A 26,319-nucleotide genomic window follows, 5' to 3' on the forward strand; every position below is an offset into this window, starting at 1 on the left:
CTAGACTCTATATCAAATGCTGGAGGATGATAGATTGTGACTTAAATGATGCCTTTTTTTTGAGATACATTGAAATGATAGGTTGATAAGTAATATAAAATTAAAAGTAAATCAGAAAGAAGAGCCATCAGGATGTTTCCTAGCAAATTTGCACATCAGTCACTGTAATCAGATATTAAAAACGTCAGATTCCTAAATAAATTTAATTTAGCTGGTTATCGTAAACTGTTAAAACGATCACATAATAATATTTCGTTCAAGGGAAATAGTACTATATCATTAATTTAATATTGCCTTTATTTGTTCGACTTAGCAAAACGTAAAATCTAAAATTTGTATGGAGTACCTCGTTTGTTAATTTCATTATATAGGTGAAAGAAAGGTGCAAAGAGTGTAGAATATGCTCAATAGATTTCCTCTTTTAAGTGAGGTGAGGAATTACGATGTTAACGATTGAACGTTATTTGACGCTGTACGGGCGGTTTGCGAGTGAGCTTGGAGCTGGGGCAGCGGCGGAGGCATCACTGGAGAAAATAGCTGAGGTGCTGTATTGTACGGAACGAAATGCCAAGCTTGTACTCCGCAAACTGTCAGAGGAAGGCTTCATCGAGTGGAAGGCAGGAAGAGGCAGGGGTAACCGATCACAGATTACCTTCCGGAAAGACCGGGAGATACTGCTTCTGGATCTGTCACGACAATATGCCGAAGAAGGTGATTATAATAAGGCTTTTCATCTTCTCCAGAACTTTGGGGAAGGAACGGCGGCCAATGAGAAATTTATGGAGTGGATGAGAGGCAGCTTTGGTTTCCACAAGCAGCAGGGGAAATTGGCCGATGTGCTGCGCCTTCCTATTACAAGAACGATCATGACTCTGGATCCGGCAGAATGTATCTTTTCGTTTGATGCGCACATCATTCAGCAGATTTGTGACAGACTTGTCGTACTGGAGGAGTATACGGGCCGGATATTGCCCGGTATCGCCCATGAGTGGGAATGCAATGAGGATGCTACAACATGGACTTTTCATCTGAGGAAAAGCGTATTATTCCATGACGGAACTGAACTTACTGCAGCTGATGTTGTTTTTACGATAGAACGTCTGAGAAGCGGAAAACTGAATAGCTGGATTATGCGGTCGCTGGATAGCGTCGAAGCCATATCAGAACGGATTGTACGGATTCAATTGCATAAACCCAACTGGTTATTTCTCAAATATGCCTGCTCCGTTGTAATGTCCATATTGCCCTCAGGGCTGCTGGGGCAAAGCGAAGAGTTTTTCTGGAAGCGTCCGATTGGCACAGGTCCTTTCCAGATTGAAGAGTGGAACAGTGGAAGGCTGCTGCTTGACGCAAATGTACAATATTTTCAATCACGTCCTCATTTAGACCAGGTCGAAATCGTACATGTACCGCAGCATGAAGCTCTTAAGGCCAATGTGGCAAGTTGGAAGCAGCTTATCTGTGATCCGAAGCAGCAGGCTGTGATGGAAGAGAACAGCTGGATCAAGCTTGAATCCAAGAACGTCTGTACGAGTATGCTGAGCTTTAACATGCAGAGAGCAGGACTTCAGCAATCGGAGATGTTCCGCACGATTTTAGATCAGCTGCTTGACCGGAATCGAATGATTCGTGAACTTGGTGGCTACCGGTATATGCCGGCCAAAGGTTTTTTCCCTAAATCAGAACCTTCTGAAGAAATAAGGGAAGCAGGCTGCGATGAGGAGCTGCGCAAGCAGATTATCCGATACGGATTCGATCAATCGCCGATTACGTTATGTTCGCATACGAGTAATGAGGCCGATGCCCGATGGATTCAGAAGCAGTGTACCGACTTTGGCATTAAGATGCAGGTCCGTGTTGAGTCGCCGGAGAATGTGCTGGACGAGGTTGATGTGACGCTGTATTCGCTCGTATTTCCTGAGGATGAGGTTAGTATGATCGAGAGCTGTGAACAGGAAGACAGCTACTTGAAGAGACTGATGACGCCGGAGCTGTCGGTTTGGACACTTGATCGATTTGATGAGGCGCTTGCTTGCAGGAATTCGCCTGACCGAATGGCTATTTACACAGAAATTGAAGAGAGAATTCGGGAGGAGTACCAGGTCTTATTCTTGCTTCATAGTAAATTTTATACCGACTACCATCCTTCTTTAAAAGGAGTCCGGATCAATTCGCTCGGCTGGATTGATTTCAAACACATTTGGCGTGCCTAACAATTGGTTCCTATTGTTACATATTTAAAATAATGAATGAGATTTAGAAAATCCTCCTCGAAAGCCATTCAGAGGAGGATTTTTTCATTGCTTGCATCTAATTAACTAAAAGACTCAGCTACCTTTATAAAAGTTTCTTGCTTATATTCTACTGGTCTTTATTGAATGCTTTTTTAAAAATATGAAATGTACAAAGTTCATTGAACAATTTGAGTACTGCTTAAAGGGAATCGCGCGAATTAATCGCCGACCGATTATGGTGAACCTTACCCTAAATAAGAAAAAAAGCATTTCCTGGATATTTCATTATTTTAAAAATCCTTGTATCTTTTTTAAAATTGGATTGTCTTATATTGAGAGGCGTATTGATATGACAGGGGGGATGGAGCTGAATGATCTGCAGATTGTGTAACAAAACGGAATTAATAATACACGGTTGGTCGAGACACTAATTTGTAGTCAATAAAAAGATCTAGGCTGTGAGCTAAATCTGACAGGATTTCGATAACTGGTTGCGATTCTTGTCTCACAAACAGGGAGAAGTCTCCGTAATAATAGGGAGGCTTTTTTCCTGTTTTTGCATGTGCTTTGGATTTTCGATATCGTTATAGATGATGGCGTTTATTACAGTTGTGCAAAATCTTCTGGCTGCATAGCATCCCATTCATCGCTTCGATAAGCTTTACCATTATATCTTACATAATAAAGCATATTCAGGTTTTTAATTTCTTGTTTTAATACTTTCTTATCAAATGGGCCGTTTCCGAAAATTTCATTTAAATCTTCATTCAATAAATTCAAAATTTCATCCGGCATCATGGCGTTGCTGTTATCGATAAGTTCTACCCCTGAGTACTCCAAGTTCATTTTAATTTTAAATCCCGAACTGACAATCCCTTTTATTAATAATGTGGAGTTACTTTTTGGTTTTTGTTTAATTTCATCAAAAAATACGGAACAATTAATACCCTCTGGAATCAATGGAACACCTCATATCTAATTTTACTCCTTAACAGGAGTCTATTAGTATTGTACACCTAATTTATTTATTTCTCTCTCTTATTTAAGATTCTTCCTTATTATTTTAAAATCAAAGCATTGCTAGGTATGGTTTTATCATTAATGTTGCCTAAAACCGCTTAACCAGAAGCGAAGAGATTGGCAAAAGGATCACAACGGCCAACAAGAGATGGGTTAAAAATGAAAGCGGCTAGTTGAAGCTCATCAGGATGAGTTAGAACTGATACTAACTGTTTGGAATTGGGACGATGGGGCTTTATTCAAAAAATCGCGCGCCCTTTTTATGGGAGAGGAGATCTTCCCCTTTCGGTTAGATAGCAAGTTGCCTATATAGAATATAAAATAAGATTAGTCAGACCTTTCACATGTCCGAAATGGTACGAAATAAGGCAAGGTTTTTCTCATATGTTCTATTTATTCGTAACGCCATGGTAGTATAAATAATTTTCTTAATTTCAAAGCGGAAGGCTGGCGCAAGCTGGCCGTAGCGCTAATGCCCAGCACTGTTTTTTATTTGTGGTATGGTTAGCGTAATATAAATATGGGCTAGCTCAAGGTTAATTTTAGACCATCCTAAGCCAGCTATCTCACCTCGGCGCATGCCATAGGTGGGTGGCACAATAATGATCTGTTTTAAACCAAAAATAAGGAGAGCGTATTTAAATGACAATGAATCTTAATAAAAAGGTGAATAACGTTTTAATGTAGATGATAGAGGTAGGCTATGTATATGAAGTGGTTAAAAGGCGAGGGTCATGAGGAGGTATTGCATGCATCAGCATACAGATATTACGATTGGGATACCGTTTTAATGAGTAGGTGATGATTTGGTTTGTGCGGCTTATGGATCGGAGTAGAATCCTATCATGATTAATGATGACGAGGAAGTTATTAATAATCTAGAATGAACATTGAAAACCATTAGAATAGTAAATTATAAATAATGTAACATCCGAAGGCAGTAAGTCCTAAAGCGATTAATTTAAATGCTGGCTGTAATTTGTAAAATAACATGGCGTTATCCCTTCATTTAATGAATTATATTACGTTTAGTGTAACACTGATTTTAATTTGGTTTCAATTAACCGTTTGAAAATCGAAGATCATGAGGAGGTTTCATCTAAAAACTTTTAAGGTGCAAATGAAACGTTGCGAATGATATACCATAATCCAAATAAGTATGCGTAAAAAAGAACGATAAATGCTCCTAATATGATTAATATTACTTTCATTATTTTCTGCATCATGGAACACTCCTTTTCATCCCATGATACAGAAATTTTTTGTATGGAGTGAGTACCAACTTTAAATAGTACCGCATGAAGACAGAATAACTTGTAGAGGTAATACGGGTTAATTAATTACGTTAAGAATGCCACCTACGAGAAATATAACTCCCATAATCAAAATTACTAAACCGCGGTCTCGGTTAAAAGTCTGTTGGCTGTCACTCATTTCAGAATCGTCACCAATCCGCCTAAATAACCAAGAATTAGGTTTTTTTATCGAATATATCCCGAGTGTTAAAATAGCAATACCAAGAATTAATATGAACATTATACCAACTCCCTTAATGACAAATACGAAATGATTTATTATTAGTTCCGATTTGAATATTGAAAATCATGAGAGGTGAACAAAGATGAACGACATGGGTAAACCATTAACAACATTATACTTCTTTCTGGTAAGGTTGAGTGCGTAGATGTGTTAGAAGCTGCTACAGATCAACTTTCTGGAATTGAAACTGTGACTACTGCAAATGTATGTAAATACTTATTACGTTGGAAGCAGAAAAACGGATTAGAAGAGTTCAAAATTTTACATTGAAAGTCCTATTTTCGTGATATATTGCAAGAAATTTGAAGCAACATAATGCAGGTACAGTCATTAGGCAGATAATATATAGAAGAAGCCGAAAAGCCCTTATAAATAATAAGGGCTTTTTCTTATCTTTATGTACATAAAACAAGGGTGTAAAAAAGTGTGAAAAATAATTAGTATCAATCGTATTCCTGCGATCTGCAAAACGAAAGAAAACCCGCTAAACCCTTGATAATCAAGGGTTTAGCGGGTTTATGCAAATCATTAAAATGATCTAGGTAATTCTTAATGGCGTCCCGGAAGAGATTCAAAAACGTATAGTAAGTAAGGTTATAAAAGAATAGAGTATTCCAGACTGAAAGCGACTTATTTTGTTAGATAGTAGTGAAGTTTATCTCAACAATAATTTTGGTGGACAATTGGTGGACAGGAATATAAATTGCATTCAATTTAACTCAAATAAACCTTGATATAACAAGGATTTATACAAAAAAATCGGGCGCCCCTTTCGGGGCGCCCTTTTCATGGGAGAGGAGAAACCGGACGAAGAGCTTATGGGGAAACGTAAGTCTTCTCCGCGGTTGTCTACGACATCTTGCGACGCCGATAAATTTATTTTGTCCTTATTACTGGTAAATATACTTGTTCAATATGAAAAAAATATCGTCGTACAGATATGGGCAAGCGGCGTCCACAATTTTCGAGATGCAACTGCTTTATTATGATCGGGATTCTATGGTACGATAGGCGGGAATGAGATAGAAGGGGGCAATTGCAAGTGAGAGTCATTGCGGGCGAGGCCAAGGGCCGCACGCTTAAGGCTGTGCCTGGTATGAATACGAGACCGACAACGGATAAGGTTAAGGAAGCTATTTTTAGCATGATCGGACCTTACTTTGACGGAGGAATAGCGCTGGACCTGTTCGCAGGTACAGGTGGATTAGGTATCGAAGCTTGGAGCAGAGGCATAGAACGTACTGTTTTTGTTGATCGGGAAAGAATAAGCATTGATACGATTCGTCAAAATGTTGAAACGGCGAAGATGGGAAGCGCTGCTGAAATTTATAAAAATGATGCGGAGCGCGCATTGAAAGCGCTAGCGAAGCGGGAGCAAAAGTTCCGGCTTGTTTTTCTTGACCCGCCATACAAAATGATTACGATGGATAGTCTTATGATGCAGCTTGCCCAAAATCAGATGCTTGAGCCGGATGCGATTATTGTAGTCGAGCACGATGCAGCTCACCGTTACCCGGAGAAGCTGGAATATTTTGACCAACTGAAGCATGCGAAATACGGGGATATTGCCGTTTCTATATATCAATATTACAGCGATGACAGTCATCAAGACGGGAGTGAATCCGATGTTAACGAATAAACAAGAGCGCGTTGCTGTATATCCTGGCACGTTTGACCCTGTAACTTATGGCCATTTGGATATTATTCGAAGGTCTGCCAAACAATTTGATCGGCTAATCGTTGCCGTATTGAACAATTCGAGTAAAAATCCTTTGTTCAGCGTGGAGGAGCGCAAAGCGCTGCTTACCGAAGTGACGCGCGATATTCCAAATGTGGAAATTGACAGCTTCCGGGATTTGCTCGTTCGATTTATGAAAACACGGCAAGCTAATGTCATTATTAGAGGCATTCGTTCAGTAACTGATTTTGAATACGAGCTGCAGCTCGCTTCCACTAATCATTTGCTTGATGATGAAATAGATACGATGTTCATGATGACGAATCCGAAGTATTCCTACTTAAGCTCGAGCATCGTCAAAGAGATCGCACAATTTCACGGCGCAGTGCATGAGCTGGTACCGCCAATTGTGGAGAAGCAGCTAAGAGAGAAATATAACTCGAAAATTTAAATAAATGTTTGAAAAAGCCATTGTTTATCTTATTTTGGATTATATCGATTTACCTGTTCTCCGGTATGGCAGAAGTATGAGGGATACAAGCAGTCCCAAAAGAGTAAGTAGGATGCAGGCTGATATGGAGAACTGCCATAAAAATGGTAAATCATTTGCATTTATGATAGCAGCGACAGTGTGTTGCATAGAGTAAGGATCAGATGGCGCCAACGTTGGCGTTGCTCCAGGCGCGAGTATCGGACGAAGCATTGAAGTGAGCGGCTTCCACAGAATGATCATAAATACACAGGCATGGAGAGCATGAACGATTCTCCATAATGCGAATGGGAGCAGCTTAAGGTCCGTCCCCGTAATGGAGTATCCAGCTTGTAAAATGCCACTTAGTCCGCTCCATGCAAGCACAGTTGCGATAGCAGCAGCATTCCAGAGCATGCCGGCTCCGGGAGCATCCCAGATCGCAGCCGCATAAGCACCCATATGACCTTCAAAAAAAGCCTGGCTAATAAAGTTTAGCCCAGCCTTATCTAGCCATGGCGATAGCAGCGGCTCTGATAATTTTGCAAGCACAGCTGCAAAAATCATAAATCCGCCAATCATCATAAGTTTCTGAACGCTTGCTGCAACAGAGTCACCAAGCGCTTTGCCGAAGCTGCGGCCATCCTGCTCTCTTCCGAGGCGAAATGCCTCAGCTGCACGATGAAGGATGGTGCTGCGATACTCCACGTCATTGGCTGTAACTGGTTGTTTTTGACCTAGTTGATGACCAGGTTGGACCTGATCTGACCGCTCTTGTCCTGACTGCTCTTTACGGCTGAACAGCGTCATTATAAACATGACCCATAGCGCGGATATCCATACGGCTGCAGCAATAATGGCACCTACAATGGGCTTGTGCAGAAAGCCTGCGCCGATAACAACAAGCATAAATAATGGGTTTGGCATATGAGCGAGGGCTAGCAGCCGCTGGCCCTGTTGTTTTGTCACGACGTTTCTTTTGCGTAAGGAAGCTGTCGCTTCTGCTCCCGCGGGATAACCTCCCATCCAACCAAGAATTATCGCAAGCGCGGCTTCACCTGGCAGTTTAAACAATCGGCTCATCAGCGGCTGGAGCAGAGAGCCTAGTGCATGTGTGAGCCCAAAGGCTGCAATAAGCTCAAACAATACGAGAAACGGCAATAAACCGGGGAATACAATATTCCACCAGACGGTGAGTCCTTGAAGCGAGGCTTGAAACGCAGCATCTGGCTGAATGATGATGGCAACAACGAGCAATATGGACAGGAACGCTAACATAACTGTTTTAGCCAATGCTACTCCACTCCTTTAATCTGCTGCAAAAATAGAAATGATGCGACACGCCGAAAGGCAGGGCTAGGGCATCATGAGATGGACAATCATATACGTTAAATAGTACGCGTATAAAGTCATGGATAGACCATTTGGAGCAGCTTGTCTGCCTCAGAATAGTTAATGCTATATTTGACTGGCAAATTGGAAGTTTGAACGGGGTGTGCGATTGCAAAAACAACGATCAGATTTTCGCAGAATAGCAACGATCGCTGTATCGACAGCGGCTTTGATGTGGGTATTGTTATATGCTCCAACGCCCTATGTTGTTTATGAGCCGGGGATTGCTGTACCTGTTAAACCGATGGTAACGATTGAAAAGGGAGATGCTTTAGGAAAAGGCGACTTTTTGCTGACAGCAGTGAAAATGACGGAGCCTAATTTCTTGCGGACTATTCAATCGATGTGGAATTCGAATATGGATGTGCATCTCAAACGAGATGTGTTGCAAGGATACACAAAAGAGGAGTATGCACAAAGGCTAAGCATCATCATGCAGGGCTCGCAAAACAATGCGATTGAAGCTGCTTATCATTACGCAGGTTTACCCTATGCAAGCAAGCTGAACAGTGTTGTTATAACGGAAGTAAATCCTATCGATCACCCTTTGAAAAGTTCATTCAAAGCTGGAGATAAGCTTTTAGGCATTCATGGCGAAAAACCGCCGAACAGCTTGGCAGATTTGTTTGAGACGCTGAGAGGGTATGATAAGCAGCAAAATGTTTTATTTGATGTGGAGCGCAAAGGGCAGCAACTACAGGTCTCTTACTCATCGGATACATTAAAATCTGTTTCGACTAACGAGCAGTTCTTGAGTGTTCTGGGCATCGTAAACTTGACGGAACAACGCGGCTTGGACCCATCGGATCACAATAACCGCATCAGTATAAAAGTAGGCGATATTGGGGGGCCATCGGCCGGTCTTGTTTTTGCTTTGCAATCGCTGGATCTGCTAACGAGCGGTGATTTGTCGGGAGGTCATCGCATTGCGGCGACAGGCACGATTACACCACTTGGAGAGGTCGGAGCTATCGGCGGAATAAAGCAAAAAGTTGTCATTGCAAGCGAGGAAGGCGCGGAGCTGTTTCTAGTTCCTTCTGATAACTATAAGGATGCCGAGGCGAAAGCAAAAGCGCTTAACGCCTCGATGAAGGTGGTCAGCGTAAGTACGCTGAAGGAAGCTGTGGAGCAAGTTAAAGTTTATCTCGCTGGGAACGAAAGGTAACTTTCATTTATTTATTTCGATTAGGAGTCGATGGTTACGGGTCTTTCCGTAAAATCACGGAATAACGATTGAGGGGCATGAATGCCCGGAACGCCTAGTGAATAGACGCTGCTCGCTTGTGTATCAAGCTCCAAATAACGGAAGGGCTTTGGTGCTCTTGCTGCACTCAGCAGCACAGGCAATTTGGCACAATTTCGCATGCGTCGCAATAAAAGCTTGCCTTTTTCCGTAAAACCAAGCACTCTTATATATTCAACACCCGAAGCAAGCTTATCCGGTGTGAAATCAGATTTCTGATGTCCAAGCAGAATAGCAAGAAGTGAACGCTGCAGCTTCGTTCTCGTATAGCGCTTCGTTTTTAAAGCTTCTAGCAGGTCATCGAACTGGCGCGAGGGCAGCTTGGGAATGGCATTCAAAATGCGATGCTCCAATCCTTCTGTCATCTCATGCAGGTTTGAAAGTTCATATGACGAGCGTGTTACAATCGCGTGAAGCAGCGCATTCGTAAAAGGCTCCCAGCTGATCGGGCAACGTCCGCTAGCCCATTCCTGCTGCAAGATTCGCGTTGTGGATTCCGGTACATAAGCGCGCGCTTCCTCAAGAGATCGTATCTCGAGGAGAAGCTTGCGGATTGCGGTCGCGCTTGCGATTTGGCTGTCGGTTGCGGTTTCTTGATTGTACTGCGCTTTCTCACGAGTGATCGTGTGCGGCTCCATTTTGCCGCCTATCCGTTTCAGCGCAAGCAAATAATGGAGCGCTAATGTATGATTAGGAAGCGCGAATGGAAAATTAGCGGCAGAGGAATAGCCATGATCCGATAAGTAGGTGGTAATGGCGCTGCTATACGCGTTCGGATAACTGATTCCCGTTTGAAGCAGCTGCTTCAATAAAGCTTTAAAGGCTGGCGGCTCGTTTGTAATGAGCTCTGCTGCCTGTAGCAGCGGCTCAAGCTCACCGTTTTCCGTTCCGAAGCAGAAGCTGTCAACGACGCCTGTCGCCTCTAATAAGGACACAGCGCCATAGGCGAACCACTCTGCGGCCTGTGTTGCGTAAGCAACCGGCAATTCAATGACAAGATCACAGCCGCCTTCAAGCGCCATACGTGTTCTAGCCCATTTATCCAGCAGGGCGGGCTCGCCGCGTTGCAGGAAATGGCCGCTCATAACGGCAACGACGGCGTCAGATTGCGTTATTTTGCGCGATTGTTGCAAATGATACAAATGTCCGTTGTGAAATGGATTATACTCGACAATGAGCCCGACGGTGCGCATTCGCTTGATCCTCTCTCTGTTAAATGTTGGTTGTTTCACTATAGCATAGAGAGGGAGCACAATCACGGTCTGCATCAAGTGTTATTGAAAAACCGTGTGAAAATGTTGACAAAACAGTAGTCTGATAGATATAATAATCTTTGTTTGTTTGGGGTGATCTGATGCAGTTTCATATTCAAGAAACAATGTCCAAAGGGTTGAAAACTACAATCGACGAACAGCTCGATGTTAGTGACCTTTTTAAAGGACGCCAAGATGTTTATCGTACGGGACCTCTCCATGTATCGCTTCAGGTAACTGGGCACGAAGAGTTTATCGAAGTGGATGGCAAGCTTGCCATCGATCTCGAGCTTGCCTGCTCGCGCTGCCTTGAACCGGTAAAGGATCATACGGTTATTCGATTCTCTGAAGTATTTAAGCGGGCTGCGTCTGACGAAGACCGTGATGAGGATATGGAAGAGGAAGAGAGTGATTTCATTGAAGTAAATGCGGACAGACTGGACTTGAAGCCTTATGTGGAAGAAGCACTTCAACTGTTCATGCCTTTTGCACCGCTTTGCAGCAATGATTGTAAAGGTCTCTGTCAGACTTGCGGACAGAACTTAAATGAGCACAAATGCAGCTGCTCCACGGAGAAGGTTGATATCCGTTTTGCAGCGCTAAAGGATCTATTTAAGGAATAAGAGTAGTGCTGATTGAATTTTTGAAGGAGGTGTTAAATATGGCAGTACCTCAGCGTAGAACATCCAAGACTCGCCGTGATAAACGTCGTACGCATTTCAAACTTGCAGTACCGGGCATGGTGAAGTGTGAGCAATGCGGCGAGCTGAAATTGGCTCACCACGTATGCAAAGTTTGTGGATATTACAAAACAAAAGAGATCATTTCCCAATAAGAAATGATGTCTGGGATAGCACTTCATCCATGCGATGAAGTGCTATTTTTTTGCTCATATCGATTCGTATGACGATAGGGAATGGATGAAAAAGCGGTTATATTTTTATGCAACATTGCGCTCGAGCGTATTTTTTTATATACTTAATTAGTACCAGGTGATAATATCAAGCAACATACATATACTAATCGTACTGATGCCTCACAAGGCCGCGGAACGGATATAAGATTGTCTATCATTCACTATTTGGTAAAAGGTGGTGCCGAACATCGAACGAATGCCCAAACGGCAGCGGCATCAGCAGCTTGCCCGACACATTGATGAAAATCCTTTTATAACGGATCGGGAACTGACTAGGTTGCTCAAAGTAAGCATCCAGACGATACGCCTTGACCGGATGGAGCTTGGTATACCAGAACTTAGAGAACGTCTGAAGCTGATGGCAGAACGTTCATACGACTCCGTTCGATCGCTCGCATTGCATGAGGTGATTGGTGATATTGTCGATTTGGAATTGGACAAGAGCGGCATCTCAGTATTCGAGATTCGTGAAGAACATGTATTCTCCAGAACGGGCATTGCACGCGGTCATCACGTATTTGCACAAGCAAATTCACTTGCCGTTGCTATTATAGATGATGAAATTGCACTTACCGTAACAGCGGATATTAGATTCATTCGACCTGTTAAGCTTGGGGAGAAATGTATTGCCAAGGCTTATGTTCGTTCCATTTCGGGCGAGCGAAGTAAGGCGAAGGTAGAGCTGTTCACATATGTCGGAGACGAAATGGTGTTCCAGGGTAACTTTGTTATTTATCGGTCCGCGGGAGACACAGATGCTGAAGGAGGAGACGTACGTGCGGATCGCTATTGATGCTATGGGGGGAGACAATGCCCCTGGCTTAATTGTGCAAGGAGCGCTTGACGCGGCGGCGCAGTGGCCCGATACAGAGCTGCTGCTCGTTGGTGAAACGTCTGTTATTGAACCGCTCATGAAAGGGCAGAAGCCCGCTAATATAACCATTTGCCACGCTGATGAGGTCATTGGTCCAGATGATGAGCCTGTTAAAGCGGTACGCCGCAAAAAAGGAGCATCCATGGTCGTTGCTGGACAGCTCGTTCGTGAGAAGCAGGCAGATGCTATGCTGTCAGCAGGCAATACTGGCGCTTTGATGGCGACTGGACTTCTTGTCGTCGGTCGAATGGATGGAATCGAGCGGCCCGCGCTCGCTCCTATGATGCCTACAATGGATGATGTCGGCATTCTTACGCTTGATTTGGGAGCGAATATGGATGCAAAGCCGGAGCATCTGCTGCAATATGCAATTATGGGCAGCGTTTATCGTGCCAAGGTACACGGACTGGAGAAGCCGAGAGTTGGGCTTCTGAACGTGGGAACTGAAGCGATGAAGGGGAATGAGATGGCTAAGGCGGCTTACGCTTTGCTTGAGCAAGCTCCAGTGAATTTTATCGGCAACGTTGAAGCAAGGGATGTATTAAATCGAAATTGCGATGTCCTTGTTTGCGACGGTTTTGCCGGCAATATTATGCTGAAAGCCATGGAAGGCGCCGCGGGTACGATTTTTGATTCGCTTAAGGACGCTTTCGGTCAAACGCTGTTAACGAAGCTTGCTGCGGCTATCATGCTTCCTAAGCTGCGTATGCTTAAGAAGAGAATGGACTATAAGGAGCATGGCGGTGCACCTTTGCTTGGACTGAATGGCCTTGTAGTAAAATGCCACGGCTCCTCGGATGCCCTCGCTGTGAAAAATGCCGTAAGACAGGCTCGCAGCGCCATTCAAGGACAATTGATTGAAACAATCGCATCAGAAATCAACGGGAAGTGAGTGTGCGAAATGGGTTTACATCCTGTCGGAATAATTGGTACTGGTAAATACGTGCCAGAACGTATTTTATCGAACAAAGAACTAGAAGCAATGGTTGAAACAAATGATGAATGGATTGTTACTCGCACAGGCATTAAAGAACGCCGCCTAGCATCAGCAGAAGAAGCAACATCCGATCTTGCCCTGCATGCATCGCGTGAAGCGATTGCCGCGGCTGGACTTACGGCAGAAGATATCGATCTCATTATAGTTGCTACAATTACGCCTGATATGTTTTTCCCTTCAACTGCCTGCTTGCTTCAAGATAAGCTGGGAGCAAAGCAAGCGGCTGCGTTCGACTTGTCGGCTGCTTGCTCCGGATTTATATATGGACTAGCGACAGGAACGAGTATGATCGCCAGCGGCATGTACAAGCATGTGCTTGTTGTAGGCGCTGAGACGCTATCGCGAATTACTGATTACACGGATCGCAACACATGTATTTTGTTCGGTGACGGTGCAGGTGCTGTTGTACTTGGACCGGTTGAAGAAGGCCGCGGCTTCCAATCGTTTGTGCTTGGCGCAGACGGAAGCGGTGGAGACCTGCTGAAGGTTCATGGAGGCGGATCACGCGTTCCAGCATCGGAAGAAAGCATCCAGTCGAAGCAGCATTTCATTCATATGGCTGGCAATGATGTATTCAAGTTTGCGGTTAGAATTATGGGCAGCGTGGCTGAAGAGGCTTTGCAGAAAGCTGGCCTAAACAAAGAAGATATTGATCTTCTTATTCCTCATCAAGCGAATATTCGGATTATCCAGTCCGCTTTAAACAGACTAAGCTTGTCGGAAGATAAAGCGATGGTCAATTTGGACAAATACGGTAATATGTCATCGGCATCCATTCCAGTTGCACTGGCTGAAGCCGTTGAACAGGGTCGTGTGAGTGAAGGAGACCGCCTTGTACTTGTAGGTTTCGGCGGCGGCTTGACATGGGGAGCTTCCGTTCTGGTATGGTAGTATGAGCGTTGCAGCTTTTTGAAAAAATAAGACGTTATAAGTTTTCCTCTTATGACGAGCTTACATATCACCGCGAAACGAGCTATACTGTCTGATGCAGTTCGAGCCGTATACGTGTGTAAGGGGGAAACGTTATGAGTAAAATAGCATTTGTTTTTCCGGGGCAAGGCGCACAAGCTGTCGGAATGGGCAAGGACGCCTATGATGCGTTTGATCGTTCCCGTGCGATTTTTGAACAAGCGGATGAGGCATTGGGCTTCTCATTAAGCCAGATTATTTTTGAAGGACCAGAAGATATACTTAAACAAACAGCGAATACACAACCTGCACTGCTTACCGTTAGCGTTGCGCTATTGGAGGCGTTGGAAGGCCGGGGGCTGAAGCCGGATTATGTTGCTGGGCACAGCCTTGGGGAGTATAGCGCGCTTGTCGCAGCTGGAGTCCTATCCTTTGAAGATGCTGTTCGTACTGTCCGTGCTCGCGGTCAATTTATGGAGCAAGCCGTTCCTAGCGGCCAAGGCGCAATGGCAGCAGTGCTCGGCGCTGAACGCGATACGCTCGCAGCGCTTTGTGCGGCAATTACAGCTGAAGGCTCGGCTGTTGAGCTTGCAAATGTCAATTGTCCAGGTCAAATTGTGGTGTCAGGTACTGCAGCAGGTGTTGATGCTGTTGTCCAGCGCGGCAAAGAAGAGGCTGGAGCTAAGCGGGTTATCCCTCTTGAAGTAAGCGGTCCATTCCATTCATCCCTAATGAAGCCTGCAGCTGTAAATCTTCAAGCGACATTAGCTGATATAGCAATGAAGGATGCTAATGTTCCTGTTGTGGCGAATGTCACTGCCAATGCGGTAACATCGGCGGATGAAATACGTGGTCTGCTCGTAGAGCAGGTGTATTCACCTGTCCTTTGGGAAGATAGCGTACGTTATTTAGTCGAGCAAGGCGTTGATACATTTGTGGAAATCGGGTCGGGAACGGTGCTTGCCGGCCTGATCAAAAAAGTCGACAAAAATCTACGCGTCATCTCGATTAACAGCATCAGTGCGCTTGAAGCGCTGCAGGTGAATGAACAATAGGATGGAGGGGATTCGATGTTTGCTAGCTTGGAAGGAAAAAAAGCACTCGTAACAGGCGCATCGCGGGGCATTGGCAGATCGATTGCTATTGCCCTCGCTGAGGCAGGCGCGGATGTTGCCATTAACTACTCAGGCAGCGAAGCGGCAGCAGCTGAAACAGCACAAGCTGTAGAAGCACTCGGTAGACGCGCTATTGTAATAAAAGCTAATGTTGGCAAAGTAGATGAATTTGAAGCGATGGTCAAGGAAGTCATCGAGCAATTCGGAGCGGTTGACATATTAGTGAATAATGCGGGCATTACAAGAGATAATTTAATCATGCGTATGAAGGAAGACGAGTTTGACCAAGTCATTGAAACCAACTTAAAAGGGGTTTTCAACGGCATTAAAGCGGTCACTCGCTCTATGATGAAACAACGCTCCGGCCGAATCATCAACATTTCTTCTGTTGTTGGTGTGCTCGGAAACCCTGGGCAGGCTAACTATGTTGCAGCCAAAGCTGGTGTCATTGGTCTTACTAAGGCTAGTGCCCGCGAGCTTGCGTCACGCGGCATTACAGTTAACTGTGTAGCCCCAGGATTTATTCAAACCGAAATGACGGACAAGCTGCCGGAAGAAATGCGCCAATCTTTATCTGGCCAAATTCCGCTTGCCCGTCTCGGTGATCCGAGCGACATCGCAAACGCAGTCCGTTTTCTTGCTTCGGATGCTTCAGCCTATATGACTGGACAGACGATTCATGTGGACGGCGGCATGTATATGTAACACCAGATAATTCAGCAATAATGAATTAAAACGGTTACGTATGGCATTTTATCTTTAATTCTCGTATAATACCATGGAGGAGGTGAACCGGATGTCCGAAGTAGTAGATCGCGTAAAACGTATCGTCATCGACCGACTAGGCGTAGACGAAGCGGAAGTTACACTTGAAGCTTCATTTAAAGATGACCTCGGCGCTGACTCTCTTGATGTCGTTGAATTGGTCATGGAGCTAGAAGACGAGTTTGATATGGAAATTTCTGATGAAGATGCTGAGACAATCACCACTGTGGGAGAAGTAGTTAAATACATACAATCTCATACGTAAGAAGGACAAGTCCCGTTTTTAATAAACGGGACTTCTCTCCATCTAGGCAGTTTCCTGAATTACACTTAAGCAAGCAAGGCAGCTTTTATATAAACAAGCGTGAATGGCTTTATGTGCATCTCATTTATACCTCCTTATATTTCAAGCGTAAAGGTTTCGCCGTTTGGTACGGCTAGGCTTGTATTTACGGAGAAATATAAGCAGGGTATACGCAATATAGCAACATTGACCGATTAACAAAGGTGACGCAGCTTGCGCACCAAATTTGCTGGACATAGAGGTGAATCGAATGAAACAAAGAGTTGTTGTTACGGGTATGGGGGTTATTACCTCACTCGGTTCCGATTTGGAAGAGTTCTGGGGTAACTTGCTGGACGGAAAATCAGGTGTATCGGTTGTTGAAGCTTTCGATTTCTCTGAGTATCCTACGCGCATTGCCGCAGAAGTTAAAAATTTCAATCCCGAAGATTACGGTTTAGATAAAAAAGAAGCACGCAGAATGGATCGTTTCGTACAATTCGCTGCAGTAGCTAGTCAATTGGCAGTTAAAGATGCTGATTTGCAAATTGGTACAAATGCTGACCCTGAGCGTGTTGGCGTTATGGTCGGTTCCGGTATCGGCGGACTTGGCACTTGGGAAGACCAGCACAATATTTTGCTGGAGAAAGGTCCTAAGCGCGTCAGCCCTTTCTTTATTCCGATGATGATCGCGAACATGGCTTCTGGACAAGTATCTATGCTTACTGGTGCGAAAGGTCCAAATAGCACGGCGGTAACCGCTTGTGCTACGGGCACTCATTCCATCGGCGATTCTTTCAAATTGATTCAACGCGGCGACGCTGACGTGATGATTGCTGGCGGAGCAGAAGCGACGATCAGACCGACTGGCATGGCAGGCTTCTGCTCAATGCGTGCGATGTCCGTTCGCAATGAAGAGCCTGAAAAAGCAAGTCGTCCTTTCGACGTTGACCGTGATGGTTTCGTAATGGGCGAAGGCGCTGGTGTACTCGTGCTTGAATCACTTGAGCATGCGCAGGCACGCGGTGCAAAAATTTATGCTGAGGTTATTGGTTACGGTATGAGCGGTGACGCTCATCACATGACTGAGCCAGATCCAGATGGTGCAGCTCGCTGCATGGTGAAAGCATTCAAGGACGCTGGAATTGATCCTTCTGAGATCGACTACATCAATGCGCACGGCACTTCTACACCTGTCGGTGATCGCTCAGAGACAAAAGCGATCAAAAAAGCGCTCGGCGACCATGCTTATAAAGTAGCGGTCAGCTCAACGAAATCGATGACAGGTCATTTGCTAGGTGCTGCTGGCGGCGTAGAAGCCGTAATTCTCGGCTTGACTATCAAAAGCGGAATCATCGCTCCGACTATTAATTTAGACAATCAAGATCCGGAGTGCGATCTTGATTATGTACCTAATAAACCGCGTGAAGCGAATGTAAGGATAGCATTGTCCAACTCATTCGGATTCGGCGGTCACAATGCATCGATCGTGATGAAAGTTTATGAAGCGTGATTCCTTCTATGAGCTGCAGCAGCGGCTGCAGCTCAGTTTTAAGCGGACAAAGCTGCTGAGGCAAGCTTTCACTCATACTTCATATGTAAATGAACACAAGCGCGGGTCAGCTCAGGATAATGAGCGTTTGGAATTTTTGGGAGATGCGGTGCTTCAATTACTCGTTTCGGAGTACTTGTTCGCAACGTATCCGCAGCGGCCTGAGGGCGAGCTCACGAGAATGCGTGCATCAATCGTCTGCGAGCCATCTTTAGCCCAATTTGCTGAACGCTTGGAGCTCGGTTCGCATGTGCTTCTCGGACGCGGTGAAGAGCAGCTAGGCGGTCGGCAAAGGCAAGCATTGCTAGCTGATTTGTTCGAGTCGTTTGTCGGTGCCATTTTCCTTGACGCAGGAATTGAGGAAACGAGAGCTTTTCTTAATGAGCATATGTTTCCTTTTGTTGAGTCAAACGACTATGGTCTTCTTGTTAAAGACTCCAAGTCGAAGCTGCAGGAACGATCGCAGCATCATGGGCTTGGTGCGGTGGAATACCGAATCATTGAAGAACGTGGACCTGCGCATGACCGTGAATTTGTCGTTGAAGTATATCTCGGTGAAGAGCGTTTTGGCGTCGGCAGCGGGAGGACGAAGAAGGAAGCGGAGCAGCGTGCTGCAGCTGAAGCATGGCGCACGCTATCGCAGGAACAAGGCTAATCAGCATAGAGAGTTTCCGGAAGGTCTTCTGACCTGCCGGGCGCTCTCTTTTTTTATGAACGTTTATTATGTGGCCCTGATAAAAAGGAAGAGCGGATTAACTAGCTGAAATAAGGTGATAAACGCAGCATTTGGTTGCTTTTAGTAGCTTAAATGGTTATCAAGGCCCATAAGATGTGGTACAATGAGGGGTGAGGTGAAAACCAAGACATGTTTCTGAAACGGATTGAATTATCAGGCTTTAAGTCTTTCGCTGATCGGACCGAAATGGAGTTTGTAACCGGTATTACTGCGGTTGTAGGGCCGAACGGCAGCGGAAAAAGCAACATCTCGGACGGCATACGCTGGGTGCTCGGCGAGCAAAGCGCAAAGAGCCTCCGCGGCGGCAAGATGGAAGATATTATTTTTTCCGGAAGCGATGCTAGGAAAGCTGTCAATTACAGCGAAGTATCCCTTACTCTTGACAACTCGGATGGGGCATTGCCGCTCGAGTATAACGAGGTAACAGTGACACGGCGTGTACATCGCAGCGGAGATAGCGAATATTTAATAAACAAGCAGCCATGCAGGCTAAAAGATATTACCGAGCTATTCATGGATACCGGTATCGGTAAAGAAGCTTATTCCATCATTGGACAAGGCCGAATTGAAGAAATTTTGAGCACGCGCTCGGAGGATCGTCGCGGAATATTTGAAGAAGCCTCCGGTATCGTCAAATACAAGTCGCGTAAGCGCGAGGCGCAGAGAAAGCTTGATGAAACCGAGCAAAATCTGCTTCGCATTCATGATTTGGTAACTGAGCTAGAGGATCAGGTTGGCCCGCTTCGCAAGCAGTCGGAGAAAGCCATTCACTTTAAAGCGCTCAAGGAACAGCTGAAAACGAAGGAAATCTCTATGTACGTACATAACATCGAACAGATTCACGGTTCATGGACGGAGGCAAACGGCAAGCTTGAGCGTTTGCAGCAGGAGCAGCTTCAGCTATCTACGGTTGTCAGCAAACATGATGCACATTTGGAGAAGGATCGTCAGCAGCTGCGGGAGCTTGAGCTTGAGCTTGATCAGCTTCATGAAGCGATGCTGCAAATTAGTGAGGATTTCGAGAAATGTGAAGGATACGGCGAGGTACTGAAGGAACGCAAGCGCAACTTGGAGCAAAATAAACGTCAGCTTGAAGAGTCAATCGCTGCACAAGACGCTCGGATTGTCACAATGACGCAGGAAGAAGCGGAATTTCGCAGCCGCGCAGCTGCGTTGCAGCTGCAGCTAGCAGATCTGCGCTCGAAAATAGCCGATGAAGAAGCGCGTCTCGTAGGCGTTGCAGGCGGAGCAGTCGTTGATGCGGAAGAAACACTCAAAAGCGAGCTATTGGAAGTGCTCAGCTCGATGGCGCAGCATCGCAACGAAATTCGTTATGCTTCGCAGCAGCAAGAAGCATTGCAGCGGCGGATGGAGCGAATTAGCGAGGATGAGACCAAATGGCTGGAGCAGCAGGAAAAATTGGACGAGAGACGCTCAGCACTTGCGGCTGCGCTTGAATCTACGCTGGCGCGATTAGAGCAGGCAAGAAACAAAACGCTTTCGGAATCTGAACAAACGAGAAAGATTTCTCAAAGTTTGGAAGAGGTCACTTTAGCCATGCGAAAGTGGGAGCAGAAGCTAGACAGCCATGTTTCTAGGCGCGATACCATGAAAGAAATGCAGGATGCGCTGGATGGCTTTATGCAGGGCGTAAAGGAAGTTCTCAAAGCTTCCAGACGCGGCAATAGCGGAATCAGCGGTGTTCATGGCGCGGTTGCAGAGCTTGTTCGTGTTCCTGAACGCATTGAGACTGCCGTTGAGACTGCACTGGGCGGGGCCTTGCAGCATGTGGTCATGGAAGATGAGAAAACGGCTCGCGCAGCTATCGCATTCTTGAAGCAGCGTCAGCTAGGACGAGCTACCTTTCTGCCGCTCGATGTCATACGTGGCAGACAAGTTCCTGAGCATGACAAGCGTATAGCCGAATCCATTGAGGGCTTCGTAGGCGTTGCTGCTGATTTGGTAAGTTCGGATGACCGCTATTCAGCGATTGTGAACAGTTTGCTTGGCAATGTATTGTTAGCCGAAACGCTGGAGCAAGCCAACCGGATTGCATCGAAATGTCAATATCGATACCGCGTCGTCACGCTTGAAGGTGATATTGTCAATGCTGGCGGTTCAATGACGGGGGGCAGCTTGCAGAAGAAAGGCGCCAGCCTGCTTGGTCGTCAACGTCAAATCGACTCGCTTGATCAAGAGATTGCAGATGCTCGCAAGATGGTAGAGCAGCTTCGTAATAAGCTAAGCGATTTGCGCAAAGAACATTCTATTCGTACGCATAATATTGAGGAGCTGCGTGCAGAAGGCGAGAAAAGCCGTATTGAAGAGCAGCAAATTAGAGCTGAGCTTCAGCAGCTTCACAATGAGGCGAAGCATCTTGACGAGCAGCGTCAGCTGTATTCAGCGGATCGTAACACTCATTTGTCCGAGCAGAAAGATGTTCAGGCAGCAGCCAAAGCTGCGGAGCTCCGGTTAGAGCAGCTGGTTGTAGATGAAGCGCGGCTGCAGGAAGCGATTCGTATGGCAGAAGAGCGGCGTAAAGCAAGCGAATATGCGAAGGAAGAGCTGCAAGGCCAGCTTACCGATATTAAGATCGCTGCAGCGAAGACTGATCAAGAGAAATTATCGTTTGAAGATCAATCGGCGAGAGTACGTGCGGAAATTGGTCGAGCGAAGCAAGAGCTTGGAAGCTTGCGTTCCTTGTCCGTTCAGCAAGAGGAAGAAATCGCAAGGCATGCCGATGAAACGGTACAGCAGATTGAACAGCTCAATCACCTGCGTTTGAAGAAGCAGGAATGTGCAGAGCAAACGGATTTCAAACGTTCAGCACGCGCTAAGCGTATTGCCGAGCTCGATTTGGGCGAAAGTGAAACGAAGGAGCAGCGCGGACAGCTTCGGACGGTTGAAGAGCAGATGAGGCAGACCGAAATTGCGGCTAACCGTCTAGACGTGGAGCTGGATAATTTGCTTCGGAAGCTCAGTGAGGAATATGAGCTTAGCTATGAGCTCGCTAAGGAGCAGTACCCTATACCTGAGGATGTTCTCGGTACACAAAATGAGGTTAGAGACGTTAAACGTCAGATAACCGCTCTTGGCGAAGTGAACTTAGGTGCAATCGAGGAGTATGAGCGAGTCAGCGAACGTTTTGAGTTTTTGTCAGAGCAGAAGGATGATTTGATCGACGCAAAAACGACGTTGTACCAGGTCATTCGCGAGATGGACGATGAGATGTCCAAACGGTTCAAAGCGACGTTTGAAGCGATTCGCAGTCATTTTGTTATCGTATTCGCGAAGCTGTTCGGTGGTGGCCGGGCAGATCTTGTGCTTGTTGAGCCAGATCGTGTTCTTGATACAGGAATCGACATCGTCGCTCAGCCGCCAGGCAAAAAACTGCAAAATCTACAGCTGCTCTCTGGTGGAGAAAGAGCTTTGACCGCAATCGCTTTGTTATTTGCGATTTTACAGGTGAAACCCGTTCCGTTCTGCGTGCTTGATGAGGTTGAAGCTGCGCTTGATGAGGCAAACGTATCACGCTTTGCTCAATATTTGCGTGAGTTTTCAGAGCTTACGCAGTTTATCGTCGTTACTCATCGTAAAGGCACGATGGAGGAAGCGGATGTGCTATATGGTGTTACGATGGAGGAAGGCGGCGTATCGAAGCTCGTTTCTGTGCGCTTAGAGGATGAAGAGCCGGTATCTGCATAACTTATAGAAAAAACGGCAACGTGAGGATGGGGAGTTGGAACGATGAGTTTTTTTAAGAAGCTGAAGGAAAGCATCGCTACAAAGACAGAAGCGGTGACAAATATTTTCAAAGAAGGCTTATCGAAGACGCGTACAGCTTTTGTGGAAAAGGTAGAAGAGCTAATCACACGCCGCAAAAAAATCGATGAGCAGTTTTATGAAGAACTAGAGGAAATATTGATTGGCGCCGACGTTGGTGTGAATACCGTTATGCAGCTTATTGACGATCTGCGGGCCGAAGTGAAAAAACGGAAGATCGAGGATGCTTCGGATTTGCAGCCGATCCTATCTGAGAAGCTGATTCAGCTCATGAAGGGTGACGATCATTCCGGCTTGCGGATGGCTCCAAGCGGAATCACTGTTATTTTGTTCGTTGGCGTAAATGGCGTCGGCAAGACGACGACCATTGGCAAGCTTGCTCATAAATTTAAGAGCGAAGGCAAGAGTGTGCTTATGGCAGCCGGCGATACGTTCCGCGCAGGAGCTATTGAGCAGCTGGAAGTATGGGGACAGCGTGTTGGTGTCGATGTCATTAAGCAGCAATCAGGAGCTGACCCTGCAGCAGTGATGTTCGATGCGGTGCAAGCTGCAAAGCAGCGCGGCGTAGACGTTCTGTTATGCGATACGGCTGGCAGGCTGCAAAACAAAACCAATCTGATGGAAGAGCTGAACAAGATTTTCCGCGTGATTCAGCGCGAGCTTCCTGACGCTCCTCATGAGGTTCTTCTTGTGCTTGATGCAACGACTGGCCAAAACGCACTTAGCCAAGCAAAATTGTTTGGCGAGAAAAGCGGCGTAACTGGTCTCGTGCTGACAAAGCTTGATGGCACAGCTAAGGGCGGAATCGTAATTGCTATTCGTAATGAGCTAAGCCTCCCGGTTAAGCTTGTAGGTCTTGGAGAAAAAATGGGCGATTTGCAGCAATTCGATTCAGAGCAATTTATTCATGCTTTGTTTGCTGGATTAATCCAGCGTGAAGATGAGTCTGAAGCTGGAAAAACGGCGGAGTAAGCGGCGATTAACGATGGTTTGGAGTAGTTAAAACAGCTTGTAAAGGTGACAAGGGAAAATACTTGACAGCAGCCTATAGTGTCATGTATTATAAAAGACGTTGCTGGTGTAAAGGTATTTACCTTGTCGGCAGAACAAGCAAATAACAGGAGGGGCTGAGGGGATGAAAGCAAATGAACCAGATGCCTTGTCCAAGACAACCCGAATAAACTTGTTGTTCGACTTTTACGAGCCGCTCTTGACAGAGAAGCAGCGGACGTTTCTCAAATATTATTTTCACGACGACTTCACGCTTGGGGAAATTGCTGGCGAGTTTGGAATTAGCAGACAAGCAGTATATGAGCACATCAAACGTGCAGAACAAGTGCTAGAAAGTTATGAAGGCAAGCTAGGCTTGCTTGTAAGGCATGAATCCTTTCAACAATTAACTGTGCAGCTTGTAAACAGCGTTAACGAGCTTTCCATTGCAGAGCAGGATAAGCAGGCGCTTATGAGTGTCATTGCACAATTTAAATTAGCCGAATAAAACATGAAGAATGGAGGTGACGGTACATGGCAGCATTTGAGAGCTTATCGAGTCGGCTTCAAAATGTGTTCAGCAAGCTGAGGGGCAAGGGCAAGGTTTCCGAGGATGATGTTAGCGAAGCAATGCGTGAAGTACGTTTGGCGCTTCTAGAGGCAGACGTTAACTTTAAAGTCGTGAAGGACTTTATTGCGAAGGTGAAGGAACGGGCTATTGGCCTTGATGTATCCAAGAGCTTCACGCCCGGCATGGTCGTCATCGATATCGTAAATAAAGAGCTGACCGAGCTGATGGGCGGCACGCAGAGCAAGCTGGTAAAGGCCAATAAGCCTCCGACAGTCATTATGATGGCGGGTTTGCAAGGTGCGGGTAAGACAACAACCTCAGGCAAGCTGGCAAAATTGCTTCAGAAGAGCAACAATAAGCCGCTTCTTATCGCTTGTGATATTTATCGTCCTGCTGCCATTAAGCAGCTTCAGGTGCTTGGTGAACAAATCAATGCGCCGGTCTTCTCTTTGGGTGATCAGACATCACCTGTAGAGATTGCGCGTGCTGGACTACAGCATGCCAAAGAGAACGGCAATGATTATGTCATCATTGATACCGCCGGTCGTTTACATATCGACGAAGAGCTGATGGAAGAGCTTAAGCAAATTCATCAGGTTACAAAGCCGGATGAGGTTCTCCTCGTTGTTGATGCAATGACAGGACAAGATGCTGTAAACGTTGCACAGAGCTTTCATGAACAGCTCGCTTTAACAGGCGTTGTACTAACGAAGCTCGATGGCGATACTCGCGGTGGCGCGGCGCTGTCGGTAAAAGCAGTTACAGGCTGTCCGATTAAATTCGCAGCAATGGGTGAGAAGATCGACTCCTTGGAGCCGTTCCATCCAGAGCGTATGGCTTCCCGTATTCTCGGCATGGGCGATATGCTATCGCTTATTGAGAAGGCGCAGTCGAATATTGATGCAGATAAAGCGAAGGAAATGGAACGTAAAATGCGTACAGCAGAGTTTACGTTTGACGATTTCCTTGAGCAGATGGAGCAGGTTCGCAATTTGGGGCCGCTTGATCAAATTATGGATATGCTGCCCGGCATGAACAAGATGAAGGGCATGAAGGATATGAAGGTCGATGAGAAACAAATCGGCCGCGTCGAGGCTATTGTCCGCTCCATGACGAAAGAGGAGAAGCAAAAGCCAGAGCTGCTTAATCACAGTCGCCGCAAGCGTGTTGCTGCAGGCAGCGGAACAACGATCGTTGAGGTTAACCGCCTCATTAAGCAGTTTGACGATATGAAAAAAATGATGAAGCAATTCTCATCGATGATGGGACCGAAAGGACCTAAGGGCGGCAAGAAGGGCCTAAAAGGTATGCTCGGCAAAAATATGAAGTTCCCGTTTTAATGGTTGTTTACTCTTTGAAGGAGGTGAATTTTTAATGGCAGTACGTATTCGTTTGAAAAGAATTGGTGCTCACAAAGCTCCTTTCTACCGCGTAGTAGTTTCGGATTCCCGTTCGCCGCGTGATGGTCGTTTTATCGAAGAAATCGGTACTTATAACCCGGTTGCACAACCGGCTCAAGTTAAGATTGATGAAGAGAAAGCGCTAAAATGGTTGCAAACTGGAGCGCAAGCTTCTGATACCGTTCGTGACTTGCTTTCCAAAGCTGGTGTTCTTAAAAAGTTCCATGAGCTTAAGCAACAGAAATAACTGTTGAATAGCGGAGGGCCTTGAGATGAAAGAATTGATTCTTGTCATAGCGAAGGCATTGGTTGATCATCCTGAACAGGTGCAAATCAATGTGAAGGATGATGACCGTGGCACGATATACGAGCTTTCGGTTCACCCCGAGGATATCGGTAAAATCATCGGTAAACAGGGACGCATAGCGAAAGCGATTCGCACGGTAGTGACTTCTGCTTCCGTGAAATCGCAAAAGCGTGTCATCGTCGACATTATGTCATGATGTACGTATGAAGAGAAGGTTGGGATGAATGTCCTAACCTTCTTTTCAATATGTACACTTATCCATGGATGTCGCTAATCATTACGGCTTCGTTCTT

24 protein-coding genes are annotated in these 26,319 nt (G+C 45.7%); 21 read left to right on the plus strand and 3 right to left on the minus strand.

The window, feature by feature from the left end:
• Window positions 1–443 precede the first annotated feature (443 nt).
• Window positions 444–2,213 (plus strand): ABC transporter substrate-binding protein, encoded by a 1,770-nt coding sequence (locus AC0VYE_RS15320; RefSeq protein ID WP_475448982.1) that lies wholly within the window; start codon window positions 444–446, stop codon window positions 2,211–2,213.
• A gap of 624 nt (window positions 2,214–2,837) precedes the next feature.
• On the opposite strand, the gene AC0VYE_RS15325 is transcribed toward AC0VYE_RS15320, so the two are convergent.
• Window positions 2,838–3,194 (minus strand): hypothetical protein, encoded by a 357-nt coding sequence (locus tag AC0VYE_RS15325; RefSeq protein ID WP_076268322.1) that lies wholly within the window; start codon window positions 3,192–3,194, stop codon window positions 2,838–2,840.
• Window positions 3,195–5,581: 2,387 nt separating this feature from the next.
• On the opposite strand from AC0VYE_RS15325, the gene AC0VYE_RS15330 reads away from it, so the two are divergent.
• From AC0VYE_RS15330 to coaD, 3 genes are read left to right on the plus strand one after another with little or no spacing between them, the layout of a single operon-like run.
• Window positions 5,582–5,782, plus strand: coding sequence for a hypothetical protein (locus tag AC0VYE_RS15330; protein ID WP_475448984.1), 201 nt, complete (start codon window positions 5,582–5,584; stop codon window positions 5,780–5,782).
• A 53-nt stretch (window positions 5,783–5,835) separates the two neighbouring features.
• Window positions 5,836–6,432, plus strand: coding sequence for a 16S rRNA (guanine(966)-N(2))-methyltransferase RsmD (rsmD, locus tag AC0VYE_RS15335; RefSeq protein ID WP_475448986.1), 597 nt, complete (start codon window positions 5,836–5,838; stop codon window positions 6,430–6,432).
• Window positions 6,419–6,922, plus strand: a complete 504-nt coding sequence (gene coaD, locus AC0VYE_RS15340) for a pantetheine-phosphate adenylyltransferase (RefSeq protein ID WP_076268326.1) — start codon at window positions 6,419–6,421, stop codon at window positions 6,920–6,922. Before rsmD ends, coaD begins: the two co-directional genes overlap by 14 nt.
• Before the next feature lie 39 nt (window positions 6,923–6,961).
• Here the strand turns inward: coaD and AC0VYE_RS15345 are convergent, their stop codons facing one another.
• Window positions 6,962–8,233, minus strand: a complete 1,272-nt coding sequence (locus AC0VYE_RS15345; RefSeq protein WP_076268327.1) for a nucleoside recognition domain-containing protein — start codon at window positions 8,231–8,233, stop codon at window positions 6,962–6,964.
• 208 nt (window positions 8,234–8,441) lie between these two features.
• On the opposite strand from AC0VYE_RS15345, the gene AC0VYE_RS15350 reads away from it, so the two are divergent.
• Window positions 8,442–9,497 carry a YlbL family protein gene (locus AC0VYE_RS15350; RefSeq protein ID WP_475448988.1) on the plus strand — a complete coding sequence of 352 codons (1,056 nt, stop codon included), beginning with the start codon at window positions 8,442–8,444 and terminating at the stop codon, window positions 9,495–9,497.
• Window positions 9,498–9,517: 20 nt separating this feature from the next.
• Here the strand turns inward: AC0VYE_RS15350 and AC0VYE_RS15355 are convergent, their stop codons facing one another.
• Window positions 9,518–10,768, minus strand: a complete 1,251-nt coding sequence (locus AC0VYE_RS15355; RefSeq protein WP_475448990.1) for a nucleotidyltransferase — start codon at window positions 10,766–10,768, stop codon at window positions 9,518–9,520.
• Between the two features lie 161 nt (window positions 10,769–10,929).
• Between AC0VYE_RS15355 and AC0VYE_RS15360 the strand changes: the two genes are divergently transcribed.
• The 16 genes from AC0VYE_RS15360 to AC0VYE_RS15435 all read left to right on the plus strand — a co-directional run bounded on the left by AC0VYE_RS15360 (window position 10,930) and on the right by AC0VYE_RS15435 (window position 26,222).
• Window positions 10,930–11,451 (plus strand): YceD family protein, encoded by a 522-nt coding sequence (locus AC0VYE_RS15360; RefSeq protein ID WP_475448992.1) that lies wholly within the window; start codon window positions 10,930–10,932, stop codon window positions 11,449–11,451.
• Window positions 11,452–11,489: 38 nt separating this feature from the next.
• Entirely contained in the window at window positions 11,490–11,663 is a 174-nt protein-coding gene (rpmF, locus tag AC0VYE_RS15365; protein ID WP_006036546.1) for a 50S ribosomal protein L32, read from the plus strand.
• Window positions 11,664–11,940: 277 nt separating this feature from the next.
• Window positions 11,941–12,537, plus strand: a complete 597-nt coding sequence (gene fapR, locus AC0VYE_RS15370; RefSeq protein WP_054029019.1) for a transcription factor FapR — start codon at window positions 11,941–11,943, stop codon at window positions 12,535–12,537.
• A complete protein-coding gene (gene plsX / locus AC0VYE_RS15375; RefSeq protein WP_076268330.1) occupies window positions 12,521–13,510 on the plus strand; it encodes a phosphate acyltransferase PlsX in 990 nt (329 codons plus the stop codon). The genes fapR and plsX overlap by 17 nt, the downstream gene beginning before the upstream one ends.
• 9 nt (window positions 13,511–13,519) lie before the next feature.
• Entirely contained in the window at window positions 13,520–14,506 is a 987-nt protein-coding gene (locus AC0VYE_RS15380) for a beta-ketoacyl-ACP synthase III (RefSeq protein ID WP_076268331.1), read from the plus strand.
• 134 nt (window positions 14,507–14,640) lie between these two features.
• Window positions 14,641–15,579, plus strand: a complete 939-nt coding sequence (gene fabD, locus AC0VYE_RS15385; RefSeq protein ID WP_076268332.1) for an ACP S-malonyltransferase — start codon at window positions 14,641–14,643, stop codon at window positions 15,577–15,579.
• A gap of 15 nt (window positions 15,580–15,594) precedes the next feature.
• Window positions 15,595–16,344: a 3-oxoacyl-[acyl-carrier-protein] reductase gene (fabG, locus tag AC0VYE_RS15390; protein WP_076268333.1), complete on the plus strand. Its 750-nt coding sequence runs from the start codon at window positions 15,595–15,597 to the stop codon at window positions 16,342–16,344.
• Window positions 16,345–16,435: 91 nt separating this feature from the next.
• Window positions 16,436–16,669 (plus strand): acyl carrier protein, encoded by a 234-nt coding sequence (locus AC0VYE_RS15395; protein ID WP_053375686.1) that lies wholly within the window; start codon window positions 16,436–16,438, stop codon window positions 16,667–16,669.
• Between the two features lie 289 nt (window positions 16,670–16,958).
• The gene (gene fabF, locus AC0VYE_RS15400) at window positions 16,959–18,200 is read left to right on the plus strand and encodes a beta-ketoacyl-ACP synthase II (protein ID WP_054029014.1); all 1,242 of its coding nucleotides are present in this window, start codon (window positions 16,959–16,961) and stop codon (window positions 18,198–18,200) included.
• Window positions 18,190–18,894, plus strand: coding sequence for a ribonuclease III (rnc, locus tag AC0VYE_RS15405; protein ID WP_076268334.1), 705 nt, complete (start codon window positions 18,190–18,192; stop codon window positions 18,892–18,894). The genes fabF and rnc overlap by 11 nt, the downstream gene beginning before the upstream one ends.
• 210 nt (window positions 18,895–19,104) lie before the next feature.
• Window positions 19,105–22,680 carry a chromosome segregation protein SMC gene (gene smc / locus AC0VYE_RS15410; protein ID WP_475448996.1) on the plus strand — a complete coding sequence of 1,192 codons (3,576 nt, stop codon included), beginning with the start codon at window positions 19,105–19,107 and terminating at the stop codon, window positions 22,678–22,680.
• A gap of 42 nt (window positions 22,681–22,722) precedes the next feature.
• Complete coding sequence (gene ftsY / locus AC0VYE_RS15415) at window positions 22,723–23,730, plus strand: signal recognition particle-docking protein FtsY (RefSeq protein WP_076268336.1); 1,008 nt, start codon at window positions 22,723–22,725, stop codon at window positions 23,728–23,730.
• Window positions 23,731–23,893: 163 nt separating this feature from the next.
• On the plus strand, window positions 23,894–24,256 hold the full coding sequence (gene ylxM / locus AC0VYE_RS15420) for a YlxM family DNA-binding protein (RefSeq protein WP_076268337.1): 363 nt from the start codon (window positions 23,894–23,896) through the stop codon (window positions 24,254–24,256).
• A gap of 26 nt (window positions 24,257–24,282) precedes the next feature.
• Window positions 24,283–25,659 (plus strand): signal recognition particle protein, encoded by a 1,377-nt coding sequence (ffh, locus tag AC0VYE_RS15425; protein WP_076268338.1) that lies wholly within the window; start codon window positions 24,283–24,285, stop codon window positions 25,657–25,659.
• A 34-nt stretch (window positions 25,660–25,693) separates the two neighbouring features.
• On the plus strand, window positions 25,694–25,966 hold the full coding sequence (gene rpsP, locus AC0VYE_RS15430; RefSeq protein ID WP_053375694.1) for a 30S ribosomal protein S16: 273 nt from the start codon (window positions 25,694–25,696) through the stop codon (window positions 25,964–25,966).
• 25 nt (window positions 25,967–25,991) lie between these two features.
• Complete coding sequence (locus AC0VYE_RS15435) at window positions 25,992–26,222, plus strand: KH domain-containing protein (protein WP_076268339.1); 231 nt, start codon at window positions 25,992–25,994, stop codon at window positions 26,220–26,222.
• Window positions 26,223–26,319 lie beyond the last annotated feature (97 nt).

Source organism: Pristimantibacillus sp. Z349TD_6 (assembly GCF_056173205.1).